This window comes from Ruminococcus sp. NK3A76 (assembly GCF_000686125.1).
GTDB lineage: Bacteria > Bacillota > Clostridia > Oscillospirales > Ruminococcaceae > NK3A76.
The window spans coordinates 786,714-809,418 of record NZ_JMMA01000002.1; the positions used below are offsets into that span (position 1 = coordinate 786,714).

Annotated in this window: 10 protein-coding genes; all 10 read left to right on the forward strand. The window is 50.3% G+C overall.

What is annotated here, in order from left to right:
* Positions 1–2 precede the first annotated feature (2 nt).
* A complete protein-coding gene (locus CD05_RS0103695) occupies positions 3–2,195 on the forward strand; it encodes a hypothetical protein (RefSeq protein ID WP_028509351.1) in 2,193 nt (730 codons plus the stop codon).
* Entirely contained in the window at positions 2,192–4,210 is a 2,019-nt protein-coding gene (locus CD05_RS0103700; protein WP_028509352.1) for a type IV secretory system conjugative DNA transfer family protein, read from the forward strand. The genes CD05_RS0103695 and CD05_RS0103700 overlap by 4 nt, the downstream gene beginning before the upstream one ends.
* Positions 4,211–4,235: 25 nt before the next feature.
* The gene (locus tag CD05_RS0103705) at positions 4,236–5,198 is read left to right on the forward strand and encodes a hypothetical protein (RefSeq protein WP_028509353.1); all 963 of its coding nucleotides are present in this window, start codon (positions 4,236–4,238) and stop codon (positions 5,196–5,198) included.
* Between the two features lie 16 nt (positions 5,199–5,214).
* The gene (locus CD05_RS0103710; protein WP_028509354.1) at positions 5,215–7,776 is read left to right on the forward strand and encodes an Mbov_0396 family ICE element transmembrane protein; all 2,562 of its coding nucleotides are present in this window, start codon (positions 5,215–5,217) and stop codon (positions 7,774–7,776) included.
* A 42-nt stretch (positions 7,777–7,818) separates the two neighbouring features.
* Positions 7,819–11,637 (forward strand): DUF87 domain-containing protein, encoded by a 3,819-nt coding sequence (locus tag CD05_RS19470; protein WP_051588808.1) that lies wholly within the window; start codon positions 7,819–7,821, stop codon positions 11,635–11,637.
* A gap of 3 nt (positions 11,638–11,640) precedes the next feature.
* Complete coding sequence (locus tag CD05_RS0103720; protein ID WP_028509355.1) at positions 11,641–11,940, forward strand: STAS domain-containing protein; 300 nt, start codon at positions 11,641–11,643, stop codon at positions 11,938–11,940.
* Positions 11,937–17,480, forward strand: coding sequence for a PLAT/LH2 domain-containing protein (locus CD05_RS0103725; protein WP_028509356.1), 5,544 nt, complete (start codon positions 11,937–11,939; stop codon positions 17,478–17,480). The genes CD05_RS0103720 and CD05_RS0103725 overlap by 4 nt, the downstream gene beginning before the upstream one ends.
* Positions 17,481–17,512: 32 nt before the next feature.
* Positions 17,513–18,448: a hypothetical protein gene (locus CD05_RS0103730; protein ID WP_028509357.1), complete on the forward strand. Its 936-nt coding sequence runs from the start codon at positions 17,513–17,515 to the stop codon at positions 18,446–18,448.
* Complete coding sequence (locus CD05_RS0103735) at positions 18,441–18,998, forward strand: hypothetical protein (RefSeq protein ID WP_028509358.1); 558 nt, start codon at positions 18,441–18,443, stop codon at positions 18,996–18,998. The genes CD05_RS0103730 and CD05_RS0103735 overlap by 8 nt, the downstream gene beginning before the upstream one ends.
* Positions 18,999–19,126: 128 nt before the next feature.
* Positions 19,127–22,438: a hypothetical protein gene (locus CD05_RS19475; protein ID WP_028509359.1), complete on the forward strand. Its 3,312-nt coding sequence runs from the start codon at positions 19,127–19,129 to the stop codon at positions 22,436–22,438.
* Positions 22,439–22,705 lie beyond the last annotated feature (267 nt).

Genomic DNA, 22,705 nt, shown 5'->3' on the forward strand with positions numbered 1-22,705 from the left:
TTATGAAAGGTTTTTCCCGAAAGAGAAAAAACAGAATAAAAACGCTCGTACTCTGCGCCGCATTGGCTTTCACCTTTGCGGCCGACAGTGTGTCAAGGCCTTTTTCCTTACAGGCCTTCGGCTCGGATAAATCGACCCCGGCAGATGCCGAAGATGGGGACGATACAGAGCAGGTAGACGCAGCGGTATCGTCCGATATCTTAAAGGACGTTTACGGCAGTATCGAGTTCTGGCGCTGGGAAAGGGTAGGCAAGAACAACTATCCCCGCGATGACAAGGAGCACCTTGCGATGTTCGTCTTCGGCCAGTATTACGATTATAACGGCATCTCAGTCGGTGATATCGGATCGCTGATCGCCAGTACGGTATGCCCGGGCGTTACACTGGTTTATAATGCTGTGACCGACAGCGAAAAGAGCGCTGTCATCTATGACAGCAAGATGTTCTCAGCCCTGGCACCGAGAGATATCTGGGTGGGCCCGTCAGCAAATGCCGTGCCGGGCGTTCCGAGCGGCAACCTGATGGAAAACAGCGGCGAATACGGCACATTCGTAGGCACAGGTAATAACCAGTGGGGCGACTCTATAAGAGAGCAGTATGCTCATTATATAAAGATGGACACCACCTACAGAGACCCCGGCCAGTATATGAAATACGGCGTTGATACCAGCGAGGATCTTTTCTTCACCACATCTGATATGAACACCGTGTTTATCAAGTATGCAGGAGCAAGCGCACACGTTGACGGCGTTGACGGCAAGGACTCTCCGATGTATACGATAAGGCTAAAGAGCAGTAACAAGACGAATTATTACCTCAATGCTACAGATAAGAGCAATGAATCGCTGCCTTACATCACCACAAAAGAAAGTGAGGCCGGCAAGTGGACCTTCCGTTCGAGCGAAGACCCTAACAGAGGCGTTCTCTACCGCCCTGTAATATTCGATAAGGGCAACGACGATGAGGGTCTTGCAACAAGAAACACCGGCTTCGTTTTCACACTTGATGACTCAGACGGCGGCTATTCTTCCGATAAGTGCAAGCTGTTCATCGGCACAAAGATGCGCTTCTCGGCTCTTAAGGGTACTACTACTATAAGAAGCGGTCAGATACTTTCTGTATCGGCCAATGACTATGTCACATCATCAGGCGATATCGAGTCGCAAAACGGCATAATGCTCAAAAACGGCGATAAGATAGTTATTGAAAAGGGCGGCATACTCAGTATCGAGGGCAACCTTATTAATAATGGTACTATAGAAAACAGAGGCGGCACTATCCTTATAAAGAACGGCGGAAACATCTTCCCCTTCCAGCAGGGTACATCGCCTGCGAGCAACGGCTGCGGCACTATCAAGTGCATAGGCGGCGACATAATAATCCAGGAGGGCGGCGCACTTTACGCAGGCCTTTCAGATGAAAACGGTGCTCTGTGTCCCTTCCAGCTCGATGAGAGCTCGGTGCTCATAAACCAGGGTCTGCTCGTTTACGGCACGCTTCGTCTCGGCAACGGCGCAAGAGTCGAGCTTTATGAGGACAGCAAGACCTACGGCTCGTTCGCAGCAAAGAGCGATGTCGGCGGTGCCGTCATCGAGATACCTCCTCAGCAAAAAAGCTGGACTGTAAAATATAAATTCAATAATAACGGAACTTATTCCGAGATGACTTTAAATGATTATATTTACCTTAATTACAAGACGCAGGATGACGAGCTCTACAGTGAATACAGGATACTGTTTGACGACAAAGATACACCCCTTGAAAAGAAGCAGGAATTTGCAGATAAACTCCAGAGTGAATCAAAAGAGAAGATAGAAATCGTCTATGCGGTCACATACGGGTTGCCTGATAACGGCGTGACCACCGATTTTAATGAAATGATAAGAAGAGTCGAGTCATACGGCTTCTCATTCGTAAAGCAGAAGGATGACGGCACACTCTGCTTTGCACAGTATTCGTTCAAGGCGAAGTTCTATGACCTGCTGAGCAATAATAACGCTTCGTTCCTTATGGGCAACCTTTCCGCTGTCAAGTTCCTCACAGCAGCCAAGGGGCTTGCAGGTATGTACAAGTGGGAGGATTCGACCAAGGATCCTGTTGTGCTGAAGGTCGACAGCGCATATCTTAATGATGACAATATGATAACTGACAAGAGCAAGACGGGATATATAGAGGTAGGAAAGCTGACGATATGAAAAACATATTTGCGTTTTTGAAAAGTATTCCCAGAGGGAAGATAATCAGAAATATAATAATAGCCTTTCTGATACTTGTTGTCGGCGGCTTTGCCATGCGCACCCTTATGGACTATATAGTCACGATAGGCAGGGGCGGCTTTAAGGTGCATCTTATGTACTTTGTACAGCCGAAGACATGGCTCATAGGCTTCCTTGCGGTCGTGGCGATAGGCGTTGTGTGGCTCTTTTCGAGCAACAACCTCGACCTTATGCTCGGCACAGGCAAGGGGCTGCTCGGCAAGAAGGGCAAGGTCGATGTCGTAGAGGGCAGCCTGGAGAACAGCCGCTTTCTTACAGACAAGGAAAGGGATAAGTATTTCCCCGGCTACGATTATAAAGACCTTAAAGACTGCAAGAAGGACGGTATACCGGTAAGGGCGGTGCTTGACAGCTCAGGCCATTTGCAGGTAAACTTCCTCTCGGGCGCACACAGCCTTATAATAGGTGCTACCGGTTCCGGTAAGACGACCACCTTCATCAACCCGATGATACAGCTGCTCGGCGCTACCGCCTGCGGCAGCTCGATGATAATGACCGACCCTAAGGGCGAGCTTTTCTCGCTGCATTCGCAGTTCCTTGTAGAGCGTGGATATAACGTTCTGCTGCTTGACCTGCGTGACACATACTCCTCCAGCCGCTGGAACCCCCTCGGCGATATATGGGATATGTATCAGCAGTATGTCGAGCTTGGCAAGGGCATAATCGCCCACAAGGACAATATGCTCTCGTACCCCGAGCTTACACAGCCCGACGGCCCTGCAAAGGAAGGCGATATCTGGTTTGAGTGGAACGGCAGAGCTTACGCCGACCCCTCGCACTGCCAGGACGATGTGTCGGTCGGCAGGCAGCAGATATACGATGAGATGTATGAGGACCTCAACGACCTTGTATCGGTTATCTGCCCTGTAGAGAACGAAAAGGACCCCGTCTGGGAAAAGGGCGCACGTTCTATCATAATGTCTACCTGCCTGGCAATGCTCGAAGACTCGGAAGACCCGAGACTTGGCATGACAAAGGATAAGTTCAACTTCTTCAATATAAACAAGGCACTTACAAACAGCGAGAACGAGTTTGCAGCGCTTAAGGATTACTTCAACGGCCGCAGCAAGCTCTCGCAGGCATATACACTGTCCCGTCAGGTGCTCTCGGCAGCTGATACGACGCTTTCTTCGTATATGTCCATCACATTCGATAAGCTCAATATGTTCAACGACCGTGGTCTGTGCGGCCTGACAAGTGCGACAGATGTCGATGCGGCAGGCTTTGCTGAAAGACCTACGGCACTGTTTATGAAGATACCTGATGAAAAGGATACACGTCACGGTCTGGCGGCGGTTTTCATTCTCTGTATGTATAAGGCGCTCATTAAGGTCGCATCTGCAAGAGAAGACCTCTCGCTCCCGAGAAATGTATACTTTATCCTCGATGAGTTCGGTAATATGCCGAAGATAGAGAAGTTTGACAAGATGATAACCGTTGGCCGTTCGAGAAAGATATGGTTCAATATGGTCGTTCAGTCATACTCGCAGCTGTCAAACGTGTACGGCAACGAGGTCGCTGATATCGTCAAGTCAAACTGCGGTATGAAAATGTTCATCGGTTCAAACGATATAGGCACCTGTGAGGAGTTTTCAAAGCTCTGCGGCAATATGACCGTAAGGACTTCCTCCACATCATCTTCTATCGGCGGCAGAGAGGGCGATATAAACCTTTCGAGCCAGACGCAGGTAAGGCCTCTTATCTACCCCAGTGAGCTCCAGATGCTCAACAACAAGGAATCAACGGGCAATGCGATAATCGTTACCTTCGGTAACTACCCGCTGAAAACAAAATACACCCCGAGCTATAAGTGCCCCTTCTATAAAATGGGTACTATGGATATGGGTGAGTTAAGATCGCATATGTTCAAGGCCGATGAGGTTTACTACGACCTTGAAGAAAGAAATGACATCGTGCTCGGCAAGGCTGAGTAGTGATCTTTAGAAAGGAATTCGGGCAATGATCGTATCTAAGCTGTTATCGCTGTCTATGGCTCTTATAATGTCAGCTTCGGCCACGACCTCATCGGGGTTCGATATGGATTATGAGGGCGAGATAAATATTTACACCGGCGAGCCTATTGTCGATGAAGAAGATACCGAACAGCAGACGGTCGCTATTGCAGACGGTGTCACATACGACTATGAGCAGAATGAATACACCTACACGCTGCCTAATAACAACACTATCAGCGTAAGATCAAATGTGCCCGATAAGATGATAACCACAAAGAGCGTGAGCCTTTATTACGACAGTGATATCTTGGCAAAGCTCTACCTCGACGGTGAGGAGCTCGACACGACGGATATGGATCTTACCGAGATAGAGGACGTCGGGAGCTATGCGCTCGTGATATCCGACGCTGATTCGGAATATCAGCTGCTCTCATTCACTATCGTTCCTGAAAAGACGGGAATGATATCCAACTATCAGATGCCCGACGGCTTTGAGATCGTCGAGGTTGCGATAGACGATGAGGTGCAGAACATCAGCGACAAAAAGATAGCCAAAATGAAAAACGACGGCGATTATCTTGTTTCATACAAATGCAAGGCATCAAAGGTGGAATATGTGCTCAAAGTCACGATAGACCACACGCCACCGGCTTTGGAGATAGACGGTGTGGACGACGACGGCAGGGCACACGGCCCGGTAACAGTGTCGGGTATCGAAAAGAACGACAGCGTTACTGTTACAAAGGACGGAGAGAAATTCAAGCTCGACAAAGAGGGCTACATCAAGATGCCCGGTAAGTACGAGATATCCGTGACAGACGATGCAGGCAACAACGTCACAAGAGAGTTTGAGATAAAGTTTTATCTCGACAGACAGGGACTGCTGTTCGGCCTGCTGGCACTTGCGGTCATCATAAGTATTGTGGTGTATATGGTCAGGGCAAGGAAGAAGCTAAGAGTGAGATAGTAAAGTGAGATAACTTATGGGAAACATCGTAGACGGACTTATTGAAAAAATTGAAAATATGATAGGTTATCTGTTCTACCTGCTTGAATCGGCTCTTTGCCTTGTTATCCAGTGGATGCAGAAGCTGTTCAACGTGTTTACGGGTATCGAAGATGTCAAGTATAACGGCGAAGACGAGCTTCTGATAAACGTATTCTTCAACAACAGCGTCATCAAGAGCATTTACTGGGGCATGGCGGCAATTGGCATGGTGCTCATCTTTACATTTGCCATTATGGCAGTCGTGAAGAAAGGTTTTGACCTTGACGACAAGATGAAGCAGTCATACGGGCAGATACTCAGGAGTATCCTCCGTGGTATGCTCGTTATCGTCAGCATGAATGTTGTCATAACCGTAAGCATTGAGTTTACCAACTATCTTATGGACGCTGTGAACGAGGTGTTCGACAACGGCCCTTCGCTGGTCGGCGATGACCCGAGGATAGTCTACACCGAGGAACAGTATGCGGCGATGGGAAGAATTTTCAACACCGTCGGCAACTATTCACTGAACCCCTCCTATAAGAACAGATACAATATCAATACCTGCTACAACGAGATAAGGGGCGACCTGAGATATCTCGCTGACACAGGCGTGTTCAATTACTATTACGACGAAAAGGACGCAAACAACAATCCCCGCAACACCTGGCAGTCGGTGCTGCAGGAGATATATAACGCAGGCGATGTCAACCGTGAGCTCGCAGCTGACGTTTACGACGAAAAGGTAGCCAAGAGCCTTGACCACTGCATGACTGTCCTTACAACAGACCCCAACTTTGAAGCGCTTGACCATAAGGACAAGACAAAGTATTATGTCAATAAAGACGTTCCGCTTGACAGGGTGCTCTTCCTCATAGGTACTATGGGTATGGCAGACACCGCTGCCGCAAGGAACGACAAATACAACGAGAATCCCGATATGTTCGACGCAGCCCGTGGGCCTTTCTATTCGGGCGAGAGCGACATATATGACTACGACCAGGTAAATGAAGTGTTCAACCCCTGGGTCGGCAAGACAAACTACCTTGTAGTGTACTTTGCAGGTATGCTCATCATTTCAAACCTTGCCGTCATCTCGGTAAACTGTATAGTCAGGATATTCAACCTCCTGTTCCTCTATCTGATAGCTCCGCCTATAGTTGCGGCTTCTCCGCTTGACGACGGCGGCAAGTTCAGACAGTGGACGATAGCATTCGTTATACAGCTTTTCTCAGTGTTCGCTACGGTAATATCCATGAGGGTGTTCCTTGTGTATATCCCGATAGTAATAAACCCGAACCTTAAGCTCTCCAGCAACATACTTGTTGACTCTGTAGGCAAGCTCGTTATGATATGGGCAGGTACAAAGGCAGTTGAAAAGGCTAACGGCCTTCTCACAGGTATCCTTGCAGACATGGCAGGTCACCAGTCACTCATGGCAGGCGATATGTCCAACGCAGTCAAGGGCAGCACAGTCGGCAAGATGGCAGCAGCTGCAAGAAGCAAGTTCGAGAGCGCTGCAACAGCTCCCGTTCGTGGTGCTGCAAACCTCGCAGTAGGCGCTGCAACAGGTGCTTTAAAGACGGCAGGACGTGTGGTGGCACTTCCTTTCAAGCCTCTTACCGGTGCTGTGACTAACGCAGGCAAGCGTATAGACAGTGCTCTCAGTCAGAAGGAAAAAGACTGGAGCAATTCTATTATCAGATCGCCCGAGCAGAAGGCTGAGGATGATAAGCAGCTCAAGGCATATAATGACGCTCACCCCGATCCTGCACCTTCCAAGGAGCCGCTTGGAAATCCGCTTGACAATATGAACCATGGCAATGACCATAACGGTAACGACGGTCACCTGCCCGATATGAACAACGCCCTTGGCAATAACGGCAATGATATGCCCGATATGCCTGATAACGGCGGCGCAGGCGGCGATCAGGAGCTTCCTGAAAACAACAATAATATGGGCAACAACGGAAACGACAACAACAACAATAATAACCAGCCTCCTGCCGGCGGTGGCGGCGGTGGCGGCGAAGATATGCCCGGCGGCGACCAGCAGCTCCCCGATAACAACAATAACATGGGCAATAATAACAACGCTGATGTTGGCGGCGAGGGCGGCAACAACAATAACAACAATGTTCCTCCTCAGATGCCGGGCGGACCTCAGGGCGGACCTCAGGGTCAGCCTCCTCAGCAGGGACAGCATCCGCAGGGCGGACCTCAGGGTCAGCCTCCTCAGCAGGGTCAGCCTCCTCAGCAGGGACAGCCCCCGCAGATGCCGGGCGGCAATAACAACCGGAACAATCAGAGAAGGCAGCCGCCTCCTCCGAGAAACGGCTATAACAGGCAGGTGCAGAACCTGTTCGGTGTTGACGCTCAGGGCAATGTCAGAAACAACCGGAACAACGCAAACGCTCAGGGCGGCAATAACAACGATCTGTTTCGACGCAGGCCTATGAATAATCAGCTGAACCCCAGGGCACAGCAGTTGTTCGGAAACAACGATAACAACGGTAATAATCCTCCTCCGCCCAATAATAACTATCTGGGCCACTAAAGATAAAGACCCTTTTAAGACTCAGCAGAAAGGAAAACAAGCATGAGACTGATACCCGGAAAAACCAAAGTAAAAATTGAATTATTCCGTGGCGTGACTTTGGGTGATGTCATTGTCGGCATCATCACCATAGTCCTTGCCGGGCTTGTTCTCCTTTCTACTGTCCCGGGTCGCTTCTACATAGCCATAGGCATAGTTGCCGTGGGCGGTATGCTTATTTTCAGGCTCGACGCACAGGCAAACTATATCTCTGTGCTGCATTTCCTTAAGTATCTTGCGCTTCCAAGGCGATTCCGCCGTATGTTCTCCGACAAGCACCTGCTTTCAAGGTCGAGAGAGGAAAAGCGTGGCGACAACTGGAACGAGTTCTTCTCTGACAAGTTCGAGGCAGATGACGAAAAGTCTCTGCGTGAGAGCATCGAGCAGGCAATAAACCAGAAAAAGCAGAAGAAGGCCGAGGATGAGCTGCTTGCAAGCGAAGATGTATCAGATGATGAGAAAAACGCTGTATGGCAGGCAAGACGTGAGAAGGAGAAGGAAAAGCTAAAGAAAAAACAGGAAAGCAAGGATTCCTACAAGAACGAACACGACATCGAGGAGATAATACCCTTTACAGGTATCTCCGACGGTCTTATCGAGTATAACGGAAAATACTACGGGTCTGTCATCGAGATCGACCCTGTAGAGTTCCGCTTTTTCAGCCAGTACAGAAGACGTGCGTCTATCGAGAACTATCTCGGTAAGATCATGCGCTCGCTGAGAATGGAATACTCGGCAAATATAATCAAGATAGACAGGCCGATAAAGTATGACAGCTACCTTGACAGAGAGTACGACAAGCTCGATGCGCTCAAGGACTCGTATGAAAAGGGCTTCCTCACCGAAGCGGAGCTCCAGAGCAGAGTTGAGATACAGTATGAGCGTATCAACGAGATGCGCAATATCTGCTATGAGAACAAGGTCATACAGCCGTTTTACTATCTTGCACTGTTTAATATTGATAAAAGACAGCTGCTCATTGATACTGATGCGGCTTTGACTGCGTTAACACAGGGTGAGCTCACCGTCCGCCGTATCAAGGAGGACAAGGAGCTGGCTATATTCCTCAAATACACCAACACACTTGACTTTGAGGAGAACGAGATAGACGAGCTCGCACCCTCTGAGTATATCAAGTGGGCTATGCCCGAGAGCGTGTCCTTCACAACAAGAAAGGCTGATATCAACGAGATATATACCCACCATATGAGAGTTGTCGGCTATCCGTCAGATGTCGGCGACGCATGGCTCGCAGGAGTTATGAGCGTTCCGGCTACCAAGGTGGTAGTCAAGATAACCCCTATGGAGAGGATAAAGTCGATAAAGGCTATCGACCGCTCGCTTCAGGAGCTGCGTGGCCAGCTGATGTCAACAGGCGTTGACTCGAAGATACTTGAACTCCAGGCGCATATCGAAACGCTCAGCAGCCTGCTCGTGACACTCCAGCAGGAGAATGAGACGCTGCTCACAGTGAATATCTACATCACGATGTACGATTCACTTAAGACCTCTGAGTGGGGCAACCCCGAGAGAGTAAAGCGTTCTTCGCTGCCTGTCATAGCTGATATGAAAAAGACAGTAAGGCGTGTATGGCAGGAGACAGGCATGAGGCTCAACGGGCTCGATTTTGCGCAGCTTGAAGGCTTCATAGCTTCTCAGGTGTCAGGCTACGACCCGTTCATAAAGGACGGCAGAGGTATGCCTGCCAACACAGTCGCAGCTATATACCCCTGGATATATGCAAGAGTATCCGACGTAGGCGGTATCAGACTCGGCACACAGGACGGCGTGCCTGTTATAATCGACTTCTTCAGGCGTGACTCTGAGAGAGTAAACTCCAACATGGTAATAATCGGTAAGTCCGGTTCAGGTAAATCCTACGGCACAAAGAGCCTGCTTACCAATATGGCATCTGAGGACGCCAAGATATTCATTCTCGACCCCGAGAACGAGTACACCGAGCTTGCACATACTCTGCACGGCAAGATAATCAACGTCGGCAACGCCAAGTACGGCAGACTCAACCCCTTCCAGATCATCACAACGCTCGATGACGACGACAACGACGATATGCAGGGCACGGGCTATTCGGCACACTTGCAGTTCCTTGAGGAGTTCTTCAAGCAGATACTCCCCGATGTTGACAAGGAAGCTCTCGAATACCTCAACTCGCTCGTTGAGAGAATGTATACAAACTTCGGCATAACAATGGAGACAGACCTCTCCAGATTAAAGCCGACAGATTACCCGATATTCGATGACCTCTACGACATAGTTTTAGAGGACTTCCAGAGAACGAACAACGAATACCTCAGAACGATGCTCCAGACGCTTATGAACTACGTTTCCAAGTTCGCAACAGGCGGCAGAAACGCCAACATCTGGAACGGCCCGTCTTCTGTAACAACAGAGGAGAACTTCTCGGTATTCAACTTCCAGTCGCTTCTTGCAAACCGCAATACTACCATTGCAAATGCACAGATGCTCCTCGTTCTGAAATATATCGACAACGAGATAATCAAGAACCGTGACTACAACCGCAAGTACGGCCTCAACCGCAAGATAGTTGTAGTAATAGATGAGGCGCACGTCTTCATCGACACCAAGTTCCCGATAGCACTTGACTTTATGTTCCAGCTGGCTAAGCGTATCCGTAAGTACAACGGTATGCAGATAGTCATCACCCAGAACATCAAGGACTTTGTAGGCTCAGAGGAGATAGCAAGAAAATCAACAGCTATCATCAATGCCTGCCAGTACAGCTTTATCTTCGGCCTTGCGCCGAACGACATGGACGACCTCTGCAAGCTCTACGAAAAGGCCGGCGGCATAAACGAGGTCGAGCAGGATCAGATCATCACGGCACCACGAGGCAACGCCTTCACGGTAATGAGCCCGACGAGCCGTTCCTCATTCAAGATAGAGGTGCCGCAGTCGATGGTCGATATGTTCGAGCAGCCTGATTATCAGAGCCTCTACTTCAGCGGCGACCAGGGCATGAGAGAGTGGGAGAGCTTCATATCAGGCAGCAGAACGATGCACGATGCTTACCTTGCTGACAGAATGAAAGACAAGGCAGTCTATGACGATGAGCCTGACGATATGTATGACGACCACGCAGGCATAACATTCAGCGAGATATCTGCCGAGGAAGCAGATGCACTCGGCTATGAAAGCCAGTCTTCGGGCGGTGTTACATTTGAGGAGATACCGATGCGCCCGAATGACGATAACGAGGGTATTACTGATAGGAGCACAAGTGAGCAGACAGTTAATGTTCAGCCTACAGTTTCACCTATTATAATGCAGCCTGTCCTGCAGCCTGACGGCACAACAGTGATGCAGCCTGTTATACCGCAGGTAGTTCAGCCGGCAGCGCCGCCTGTGGATATGTATGAGATAATCTCGACTATCCGTGAGGAGGTAAAGCGTGAGATGCAGCAGCAAATGGCATCTGCGCAGATACCGCCGCCGCAGCCTGCACCTGTGCCGGTACAGCAGCCTGAGCCGCAGCCCGAGCCTGACTTTGACGATTCCGATGAGCTCGATGAGCTTGATAACAGGCTCGAAGGCTTCGATGACGACTTTGATGAGTTTGACGAGCCCGATGAGCCCGAGGAAGAGGATGAGGACGAGGACGAGGAAGACAGCAGCTTCAAGCCGAGCTTTGATATCATGGCTCTGCTTGACGAGCAGCTCGACAGCTACGGCGAGATGACGCTCGATGAGCGTATGGAGGAGATCGACGTAAATACTATGGAGGTCTCGCTCGATGAGCTTTCGAGCTTTGTAAAGGACAGAAGAAAGAAAAGAGGCGCTTGATAGATGGACATTAAATTAGTTAACAGGGGCGAGGAAGGCGAGCTCATACTTGCCGGAAGGCTCGATACAAAAAATGCAGACGAAGCATCTGCGGTGTTCTTGCAGGTGGCAGACAGATTCAAGGACGTCACCTTGAATATGCAGGATATGAAATACATATCCAGTGCAGGGCTTCGTGCTCTTAAAAAGCTCTATATGAAAGTCAGGGGTAACGGCGGCGAGCTTTCCGTTACAAATGTTGCCCCGTATGTAGCTGAGGTCTTTGAAATGACCGGATTTGCGGAGATGTTTAGTGTAAAATGAAGATAACTTTGAATGCTCTCGTGAAAAATACAGCAAAACGCATTTTAGCTGCGGCGATGGCGCTTGCCATGCTGCCGGGCGTGCTGTCATATCAGGATGTATTTGCTGCATCGGATGATCCGTCACAGCAGACTGGCTCTGCTGACAGCACGACTTCCGAGCCCGAGGGCATCACTATCTGGAAGGACGGTAAGATGCAGCAGATAGACGCCAAGACCGGCGCTGACTGGATCGAATCCGATGTCTCCGGAAGCGACGACCCGACCCTTGCTGCCAAGAGCGTGTCAGAATGGACGAGCAAACAGGACTTCGTGTCTATCGGCAGCGGTGAGAATCTTTACAGCCTTACTGCCGCTACAGGTATCAAGCCCGGCACAAGTGTCGAGTATTTTGCCGTGCGCTATAAGGTCGGCACAGGCAGCAATGCCGTTGCACAGACCAAGTATATATTCCCTAAGGTGCATACACTCAGCGCTACAAATGACTACATCAACAGTCTTAAGAAGACCGAGAAGGTAAGCGTTCTAAGCGGCGTTACGATAACAGGCCTGTATTCTCCCGGCCCCAGAGTAATGGTGCAGTCCACATCAAGATACTATAAGGTATCAAATGATGAGGAGATAGAGGCTGCCAAGGAGGAATTCCTTAAAAAGGCTTCAAGCATATCAAGTGTTCAAAAGCACTATACAAAGGTGGATAAGCAGTTCTCTATCGCTGAGAACCGCACTATCGCTGACAGGCACGCATATCTTAAGGCATTCAACTATAAGATAAATGAGAACACCCTGACAGAGAACGCTCTCTCATCATGGGGCGTTGACGAGTTCCTGTTCAAGACTGAACAGCCTATCACCGAGGTGACGGGTATCGAAGTGTTCATGTCAAACGGCAGCTGGACAGTACAGGGTCTTACAGTCAGCAAGGTAAACAAGGTGGGCGGCTATAACGAGTACGGCTACTATTCCGGAAAGTATTACCTCTCGCTTGAAAAGGAGATAATCTGCCAGCTGTCAAAGAAAAAGAGCGGCACGCTCACTCTTTCGGCAAACGGCGATACTTTAGTCAATGTAGGCGGCGAGGATTCGATATACTTCGCACTCACAAAGCCTGAGACGACTGTTAAAACATCGCTCGGCTATGAGGACCTTTATACATTCAGGCTCGATTTTGCCGACACGGTAAAGGGCGGTATCGAGAGCCTGCTGAGAAATGATTCAAAGATAAGCGACCCGGCAGTCGGCAGCATAGCTGAAGACCTTGCTATCGAGATAGAGTATAAGGACATAAACGGCTATATCAGAATAGTCACTATGCCGGTGCTTCTCTCAGTACTCGGGCAGTATAAGGAATCGGGCGACAATGTCCGCACGATAGGCCTTGCACAGAGAGGTGACACGCTGGCGTTCACAGGCTGCCTGCCTGACTTCTCGTCAGTTATCAACACCAAGCTCTATGTCGGCAAGGCGGCAAGAGATGTCCTTGAGACTAACTGCGGCCTTGATTTCAGAAAAGACAACGAGGTCGATTCGACACTTCTCTCAGACCTTGACAAGGACAATATATCGCTTTCGGGTCTGAGCATATACAAGGGCACCTGCCGTATGTCCAACACCAAGGACGGCACTGAGCAGGTGACAGAGAAGGACAGCTCGGGCAAGGAGAAAAAGGTCAAGAAGACCTACCAGAGCTACAGCATAGCATTCTCATTCTCCGAGAAGACCCCGATGCTCTACTACACGACCACACAGAAAAACGGCTATAAGGTAAATGCCAAGACCTCTGACAGCTTTGCGCTCTCGAAGTATAAGTCGGGCGACCCTCTCATAGCTACGGGCCTTGCAGGCAACTTCCTTATCAGATTAAAGACCGGCGAAGTTCTGGGCGCTGACACCACAGGTGACATAAAGGCGCAGATATTCTACCAGGATACACACGGCAACGAGAAATCCTCCTCAGTATACAATGTAAAGGACGAGGTGGAGAAATACCTCGGCTACTGGCCGAGCAAGTTCAACAGGTTCGATAACTTCGGCTATAGCTACGGCCTCTCGCAGGGCAACTATATTGAGTTCCCTGTAGAGCTCTCTGACGCTGCGGCTATCACAAATATCCAGCTCTCGCTCGACAAGTTCGCAGACGAGTGGCAGATAGCATCGATATCGGCCGCTGCTATCGACGGCGTGGGCAAGAGGCGTGTTTATGCACAGAACCTCACCGCCGGCACAAACGGCACAGACTACCGCATAGTAAGGCCTATGGCAAGAACTGTCATACCGCCTTTCCCGATAGACCTGAACCTGCTGTTCACACCGGGCGATACATATTCTGTATCGACAGGCACGGGAACAGTCATCACCTCCGAGGAGATAGACTATAACTCAATGCGCTATTCGATGACCTATGACCAGACCAAGTATGACCTTGGTTTCGTAAAGGCCAAGAAGATATACGATGTGACAGTTAAGGTCGCAGATGACCCCGAATCGAGCAACGCAAACGGCGACTCGGGCTCGACGAACCAGTTCTACTTCCAGCTCAGATTCAAAAACGGCAGCAGCGCATTCGTTTTAGCGAACCAGCAGCTCTCGGCCGACGGATTCAGGGCAGGGCAGGAAGAAATGTTCACTATCCAGACCAACCGTGACTACGGCGAGCTCAAATCCATAAGGATAATCCCTGAGGACACCTCTGAGGACAACGATGTGTTCGATAAGCTCAATATCGAGTATATCACAGTCACCGAGCAGTCAACAGGCGGCACGGCTTTGCAGTATGTTATAAACAATGTCGGCTGGATAGACATCGACTACTACGACAAGTCAGAGGACAACACCTCGCAGGGTCGTGACGGACGTTCTATCAACACGCTCGCAAGACCGTTCGCTGTTTCCTACAAGCAGAATGTTGTAAATCTCCTCTGCGAGATAACGGCAGACCCGTGGGAGCAGGATTACAACCCCTTCGAGGCAAGCCTCTCATGCACTATCGACTATATCGACACCAAGGGCGAGCCACGCTCGGTGAGCTTTGATGTTGTAAAGCGTATGTATGAATACATGAAGAAGACCCCGACTGTGCTCAGCGCAGGCTATAAGGACGACCCGAACGCCTCGCTGTATGTCAACATGGGCACGGTGTCTGATTCAAACTGGATGCTAAGACCTAACCATAAGGACAGATTCATTCTCCCGGCACTTGCAGATGTAAAGACCCTTGTCAGCATGACATTCAAGGGAACTAACAGGAGCAAGGGCACGGCATACTGGGTGATAAGCGGCCTTTCCATCTCCAGGATAGACACAGACTCAGGCGTTATCAGCATCGACCAGAACGGTGAGTATGTAAGAAACATGAAGACTATCGCACACTGCAATATGGATTCTGCTTCTGAGACAAAGACGCTCATACTTCCTTCCGGCTCGGCACAGAAGATAAAGATAAACCTCACCCCCAAGGAGATAACCTGGTCGGCAGACAAATCATGGATATCGGCTGTTGAGAGAAATCCTGACACCAACAACGATTCGCTAAATGTTTATGTCTTCCCGTCAGAGAACTCAAGAAATATCGACGGCGTGAACCTTAACATTGCAGCACAGTACACAATGCCCAATGACAAGGTGATGCAGGTCAAGCAGAACAAGATGACTGTTTACGGCAGCGGCACGAAGGACGCAATGTTCTACTGCACAGGCCTGACAGCAAACAATATGCAAAACCTCAGCTCGCTGTGGCTGTCGTGCAGGAGCACTTCCACGACATTCACCCATGCGATAGTTGAGCAGGTAAGAGAAGACGTTATAGTCGGCCGGTATGTTGTAAACTTCGGCAAATCCGGTGCAACGCTGGGTCTCAGGGCATCGCCCTCTCCGACCTCGACGGTGTTTGACCGCAAGAAGCAGGTGCTCACGCTGTCATTCGGCGAGCTTACCTCAGAAGCAAACATCATTCCTCCGACAGAGGAGAACTCAAATGTCAACGACATAGCTGTAGCTCTCGTTTATAAGTCTTCACTTGACCCGAGTGCTGCAACCTACTCGTCGTCGTATGTATACCTCGGCGATGTGGGCATCAAGAAGATATCGGCAGGCCAGATGGTGGATATACCTTTCGATGTGCCTTATGTCAAGGAGATAGTGGGCTACAAGATAGGTATGTTCGGCGACCTGAAGGCAGAGGTCAAGGGCGCTATGGTGCGCAACTATTCATACACCGACAGAAGCCTTGATGAAACGACCGGTATGTATGTGACAACAGGCGACACGCTCGATAACATCTACTGCTTCAGCAAGTCGTTTGAAGTTCCCAACAGCATAGTAACAAATGAAGTCACCTCAAAGAAGGGCATGGCAAAGGCCGGCTCTGTAACACCTCTCGAACTCAGCTTCGTTACATCTGAGGCTGATGCGGCAGAGGAGGCAGGCATCAACACACCTGTTGAGGCTAAGATATGGTACAAGGATATCAAGGGCTCAGAGCAGTCATACGACATAGACGACCTGCGAGTATATATCCAGCCCGAGGAGGAGACTGTCACAACTGACGAGACGATAGGTGAGTCTACCTTCAACAAGACGGCAAAGACCAACACCGACCACAAGCAGTTCACGACAGGCTCGACAAAGACTATCAAGCTGTTTATCCCTGAATGCATAGAGATAACCGATATCGAGCTCAAGCCTACCAAGCAGAACTGGAGCATCGAGCGTATCTACGGTACTATGGAGTATTCGTGGAAGGTCGAGAAGGACGACGACGGCAACATAACGTTCACCAGCCAGCCTATAAACAGGATAGTCAAGGATACCTTCACGCCGGAGGGCAAGAGGATATCGCTCAGAAACGTTGACCTTGTTACACACATCTACGCAGGCACCAAGTATCTCGGCATTGTTGAGGAACACGAGAGAAGCATAGTCTGCGACGGTGAGACTGAGATAAGAGCACAGGTAATGGTTGAGAACGGCTTTGACCTTAAGGTCGAGCTGCTCGGCGAGAAACCGGCTGAGATGCCAAACGGCACATATATCAAGAACGACGGCACATTCAGCTTCATGCTCCCGAAGAACAACGGCTCAGTACAGGTAACATACAGGATATCCGTAATATCCAAGGAGAACCCGAATATCGTCGATGTTATAAACATCACAGTTCCGGTGCCTGAGCAGAAGCAGCCTGCCGGCGGCAACACGGGCGGCAACACGGGCGGCAACACGGGCGGCAACACAGGCGGCAGCTCCGGAGATGATTCCGGCAGCACAGGCACAGGTGACAACACCGGCTCAAACACCTCTGACAGCGGAAACAGCTCCGGCACAGGGGATAACAGCCAGAACACAGATAATACTGACAGCCAGAGCCAGGGCGGCAGCACTGATGAAAGCAGCTCACAGGATAACACCCAGAGCAGCCAGACTCAGAATGACAGCCAGCCCGGCGGCGAGGCTGACAGCAGCTCGCAGCAGGAGCAGGACACAGGCGACGCTTCATCGCAGCAGGAAAGCGAGCAGAAGCCCTCGTCTGAGGAAAGCAGCTCCTGACAGGGCGATAATAAGTAAACGGAAAGTGCAGTATGAATAATTTTGTAAGGAACATAAAACAGCATAAACTCGCAGCACTCATCTGCTTCCTGCTGCTCGCAGCTATCGTTGCCGCTGTTGTGGTAATGGTGATAAAAGAGCGAAACGGCGCTGCTGACTCCTCCTCATTGGCTGAGGTGGAGCAGAAGGCCGGTGAGCAGTCAAGGACGACCGAGTATTTTGGCGACACAGATTATCCCGTCAAGGTGACGACAAAGGACGGCAAGGTGACTTTAGACCTTGACGGCTCCAAGACACCTGACCTTACCTGGCAGGTCGTATCAGACGATACTGAGCAGGCGGTGATAAAGGCTGAGAACGACGGCGAGGAGACAGAGGGGCGCTTAAGCACCGTGATAACTCCCGTGTCGGTCGGCTATGCGACTGTCAGCTGCACAAGGGGCAGCGAGGTGTCGGGCATTGCGTTCAATGTATCGCACATCGAGGCTGAGGTGTACACATCAATTGATGAAAACGGCAATATCTCGGCTACCCTCTCTGATATCAGGCAGACAAAGTCTCTCGGCGGTGCGCTTGATACCAAAACGCCCTTCCTGCTTGACAAAAACGCCATTATACTTCCTAACGGCGGCGACTGGACGGTAGAGATCATTCTTGCTGACGGCGCTCCGGCAGATCTTTTCAGAGCTTTCAGAGATGAAGGCGAGGGAGATCTTGTGCGCTACTACTTCGAGAAGAACATCAGCGCTATCAAGTCAGACGATCTTGGTGAGATAACAAAGATGCTCGATGACAGCAAGATAGTTCTCAAAAACGAGACGCTCGGCATTGAGCAGCGGCTTGACCTTACCATGTCACCCGAAAAGGAATGGGTGTTCTCGATACACGAGGACAGCGAAGACGAGGACAGCGCTGATAGCAATGCTGACTCAGAGTCTAAGTCAGAGGAGCAGTCATCTAATGAGTGAGCAAGAGAATGTAACCAACACCAAAGAAGGCGGTGAGCTTTCTGACAAGAAGCGCAAAAAGCTCGAAAAGAGTGCCGCCAAGGACAGGCGCAGCGAGATAAGGAACGTGCTTCTCGGAAACTTTTCTATCGACGAGCAGGGCAGGCTTTGCTCCGGCTCGGGCGGCTGGGTAACGCCTTTCGGCTTCGGCGACGGCGCACAGCAGACTATCGCCTTTGGTGTAAAGCACAAGACTTTTCTTTACAGGACAAAATACAAAAACAACCAGCAGGCGGTATTCAACGCCTCAAAGGCTATGGCGGACATAGGCAGGCAGCTCTATCTGGAGACAGCGCCCGATGCGGCGGTGTGCTATGTAAAGAGTATGTTTTTCAGGCCGGTGGTGCTTATCTTTGAAGAAAGAAAGCTCGACGACGGCAGCACAAGGCTGGAGCTCTCAGCTCACTGCGGCCGCTCACCCATAGCGATAATACCTGTCCTCAGAGCGGTGGCACGCTTTAACAAGGCTGTGCCTGAGGAGATAGTACCGTTTAAGCGTGAAAAGAAATAACAAGACCCACCCAAAGCCACATCATCTCACTACACGATGACGTGGCTATTTTTAAGGTTCCTGTACCCGGACATGGGGCTGCGGGGGTATTACAATGGAAGAAAGAATCTTACGGAGGTCACCTAAACATGAGACAGTATGAGCAGCTTAACCGCCTCGGTCAGGAAGAAATAGCAAGGATAGAGGGGATATTCAACGACCAGAGGGCTTTCAGAAGAATGCCTGAGAATGAAAGAATATCCCTTATGAAGGACTATATGTATCTTAGCGCCAAGAACCACCCCGGCCACACCGACGATAATGACAGGAGAATATTCTCCGAGATAAGGTCAAACGCCGGGATAGAGAAGACCTTCGGCAAGCTGTTGAAGGCTTCGCCGAGCGGCAAGGGCATCATAGACGAGCTTAAGACTGACCTTCTGGTGGAATATGCAGCAGGCCGAAATCTTCTCGGCAAGAAGGACGTTGCCGACAGGCTCGCTAACTACGAGCGCTTTCTTGACAGGGGGCAGCGTGGCCTTGATGAGCTGTATGCCCAAAGGCAAGAGCAGGAGAAGAATAGGCTTGCCCGTGAGCAGAGGCAGAGAGAGGTAGATAACTACCGTGGCCCTGTTGTCGATCAGGACGAGCTTGCATCTTTCGATGACATATTGGCGCATGAAAGCGTTAAGGTCGCTGAGGACACCGAGCAGGCAAGAGAACAGGAGCAGCAACGCCTTCAGCAGGAGGAGCAGGCAAGGCAACTGGAAGAACAGCGTCGCCAGCAGGAGCAGCAGGCAAGGCAACTGGAAGAACAGCGTCGCCAGCAGGAGCAGCAGCGCCTGAGAGAAGAAAACGAAAGGCGCATTACCCGGACAAACAGGCGCATAGCTTACGACGAGCAGCATAGAAAGAGCTTACAGGCTCAGATAGATAACATAACCAGGGTGACAGAGCTCGAAGCGCAGTTTAACGACCAGCAGAGCTTTGAAAAGCTCAGCAACAAGCAGAAAAGGACGCTTTTCGGCGACTATCTGCGTGCTGTGGCAATGTCTGACCCCGAGTACAGGGCTGACATGGAGAAGACGCTCAACGATGCGATATCGCTTGTAATATTTGACGAGCTGCTCGGCCAGGTGGCAGACAAGGTAAAGGTCGGAAGCGACTGCTTAAAGGAGCTCGGCAGCGATTATATCAGAAAGCAGGCTTTCAGAGACACGCTGGTGCCTTTTGATGCAGGTGCCACCACCTACGAGGAGGACGCTGAGTATACAGCTCACCTTGACAGCTACGCCGGCGTCACAGCCGAGAGAGAGACACTTGCAAAGCTCAACTCGCTCACAAATTCGGGCAGGTATGACGAGGCAGCAGAGATACTGACGGATATATTCTCTACAGCAGACGTAACTGATACCAAGAACACGCAGATGCAGGCCGCACAGCAGTTCCTTGACGGGCTGTTTGCAATGGGCGGAAGTATGTCTGCGATCGAAAACAGCCAGGCAGTGCTCGGCATAGCTTCGGCAGTCGCCAAAAAGCAGGCAGACATTCAGATAGCCGCAGGCAAGAAGATAGACGAAATACAGCACAGCATATACCTTCACGAGGTAGACGGCACAGAGCTTATAGCTGATGACAAGAGGCTCAGCCGGATGGTGGCGCATGACCTTATGCTAAAGCAGGAGCCTGAGGGCATCAGGGCAGCAGGAGCGGCAGCTCTCATGGGGGCAATAAACGCAAAATGCGACAGCAGGACTATCGACGGAAAGAGCGCTCTGTCTGTCATCAGCGAGGCACGCAAAAAGGCCGTTTCGCAGGAGCTTGATGAAAAATACAGCGACATAAACTCTGCAAAGCGCAAGCAGTATATCATGGAGACAGGCAACTGCACGATGTTTGAGAACGAGACGGGCTTCCGCATCAGAAGGGACAAGCTAAAGGAGGGCGAGTCACGCTTTTCAAAGCTGCCTGAGGACATCACAAGGATAAACGGCAAGGGCACGCTCACCGAGCTTGACGAGCACGAGAGAGACCTTACAAGTAAGCTGAACGAGGAGAACAAGTTCATAGAAGCTGTTCGCCTGACAGCTCAGAAGGCAGCGCTGCTGTTAAAAGACCTCGAAGCCACAGCCAAGAGCAGGGGGAACTCAGAGTCCTACACAAAGCTGCACGATGCGCTTGAAAACTACAGCAAGCTCGGCAACGGCTTCAAGTTCAAGAACCCGAGCGGCACTATAAAGATAACCGACAAGATAGACGAGCGCACAGCCAACAAGGCAATAGAAGACCTCAGTGCGGCGGCTTCCCTTTATGAGAGCGAGCACACAGGGCTTGGCAATATGTTCAAGGGGCTCTCAGGCTCGGGCGGCGAAAGGCTCAAGGTATCACGCCTTGCCAATGAGCTTGCAAACAGCAGCAGGAAGGAATTCAGCCTTTACGAGCACTGCGACAAGGAAGCGACCGAGCGTGAGCTTGAGCTTGTAAAGAGAGCCAAGTACGAGCGTGGCATAGCCGACAACGACAAGAAGACGATAGAGAGCAGGCTTACGAGCAACCTCAGAAAGTCGCTCAAAGAGCTTGAAGCAGCCAAGACAGTCAAAAAGTTCGGAGGCGACAAGTATCAGCAGATGAGCGAGCAGCTGAGTGACTTTATCAGCGATTTTGAGGATTTTGGCAATATGCCCGAAAGGCTGACCGACCAGTCTAAGCTCGACTATATAAACAGAATGAACCGTAAATGCAGGGAGTTTATCGGCGTGCTCGATGATTACTTAGACAGGAAGGTCTCGCAGGGCAAGGTGACAAAGGACGGCAAGATAACCGCCGACGCAGGCTCGGCCGAGAGGATAAAGAGCGTTATCAAGACATACTCTGTGGTAATGAACATCATGCAGTATCTCGGCAGCTACAAGGCAGCTGTGAGAAACAACAAGTCGTCATCGGCATTTGACCTCAGGTCTAAGATAAATCAGAGGAAATATGAGCTCAGAGAGCAGACCGAGAATCTCGAAGGCGTTGACAAGACAGCAGCCGAGAACGCTTACGACAAGTGCTATGATGTGGCAAAGAAATACAGCTCTCTCGATGATGTAAAATACGAGCAGACAGGTCTTAGCAGGTCGCAGAAGGAGGAGGTCATCGAGTGCATGGCTTCCATGATGGTGAATGACTACATAAAGACAGACATCGGCAAGAAGATGCTGCACGACAAGCTGCCGAAGGCTCCCAACGAATACGACGGCTTTATAAAGAGCATTGCACGCAGCGAGGCTTTCAGAAAGAACCTGCCGAAGGTCATCGACAAGATCGCTGTAAACACATTCTTAAGCGACAAGCAGGCTTCATTAAAGCTCGCTGACAAGTTCATGCACGAAATGGCAGTCGATAAGAAGAATGCACCTGCACAGCCGCAAAGAAACACTCAGCCGACAGTCAAGGCAGAGGTGGGCAAGGCGCTCTGACAGGCAGATCATTAAGGCAACACAGCACAAAGACCGCCTGAAGGCTTTGTACGCAACTTACTTGCATCTTTTCCGTCATATTACACATTTTTTCCTTGAAATACGGTAGTATTCCTTCGGAAAATCTGTGCAATCTGACGAAAAAGCTGACTGCGCAATTTGCGCACAATCTTCGTGCGGTGTTGCCTTAAATATCCGGGGCATGATCTTGCTGCCCCGGTTTTTTATAACATGACAGGGTGGCCAATACTGTATTGAGTGATAAAT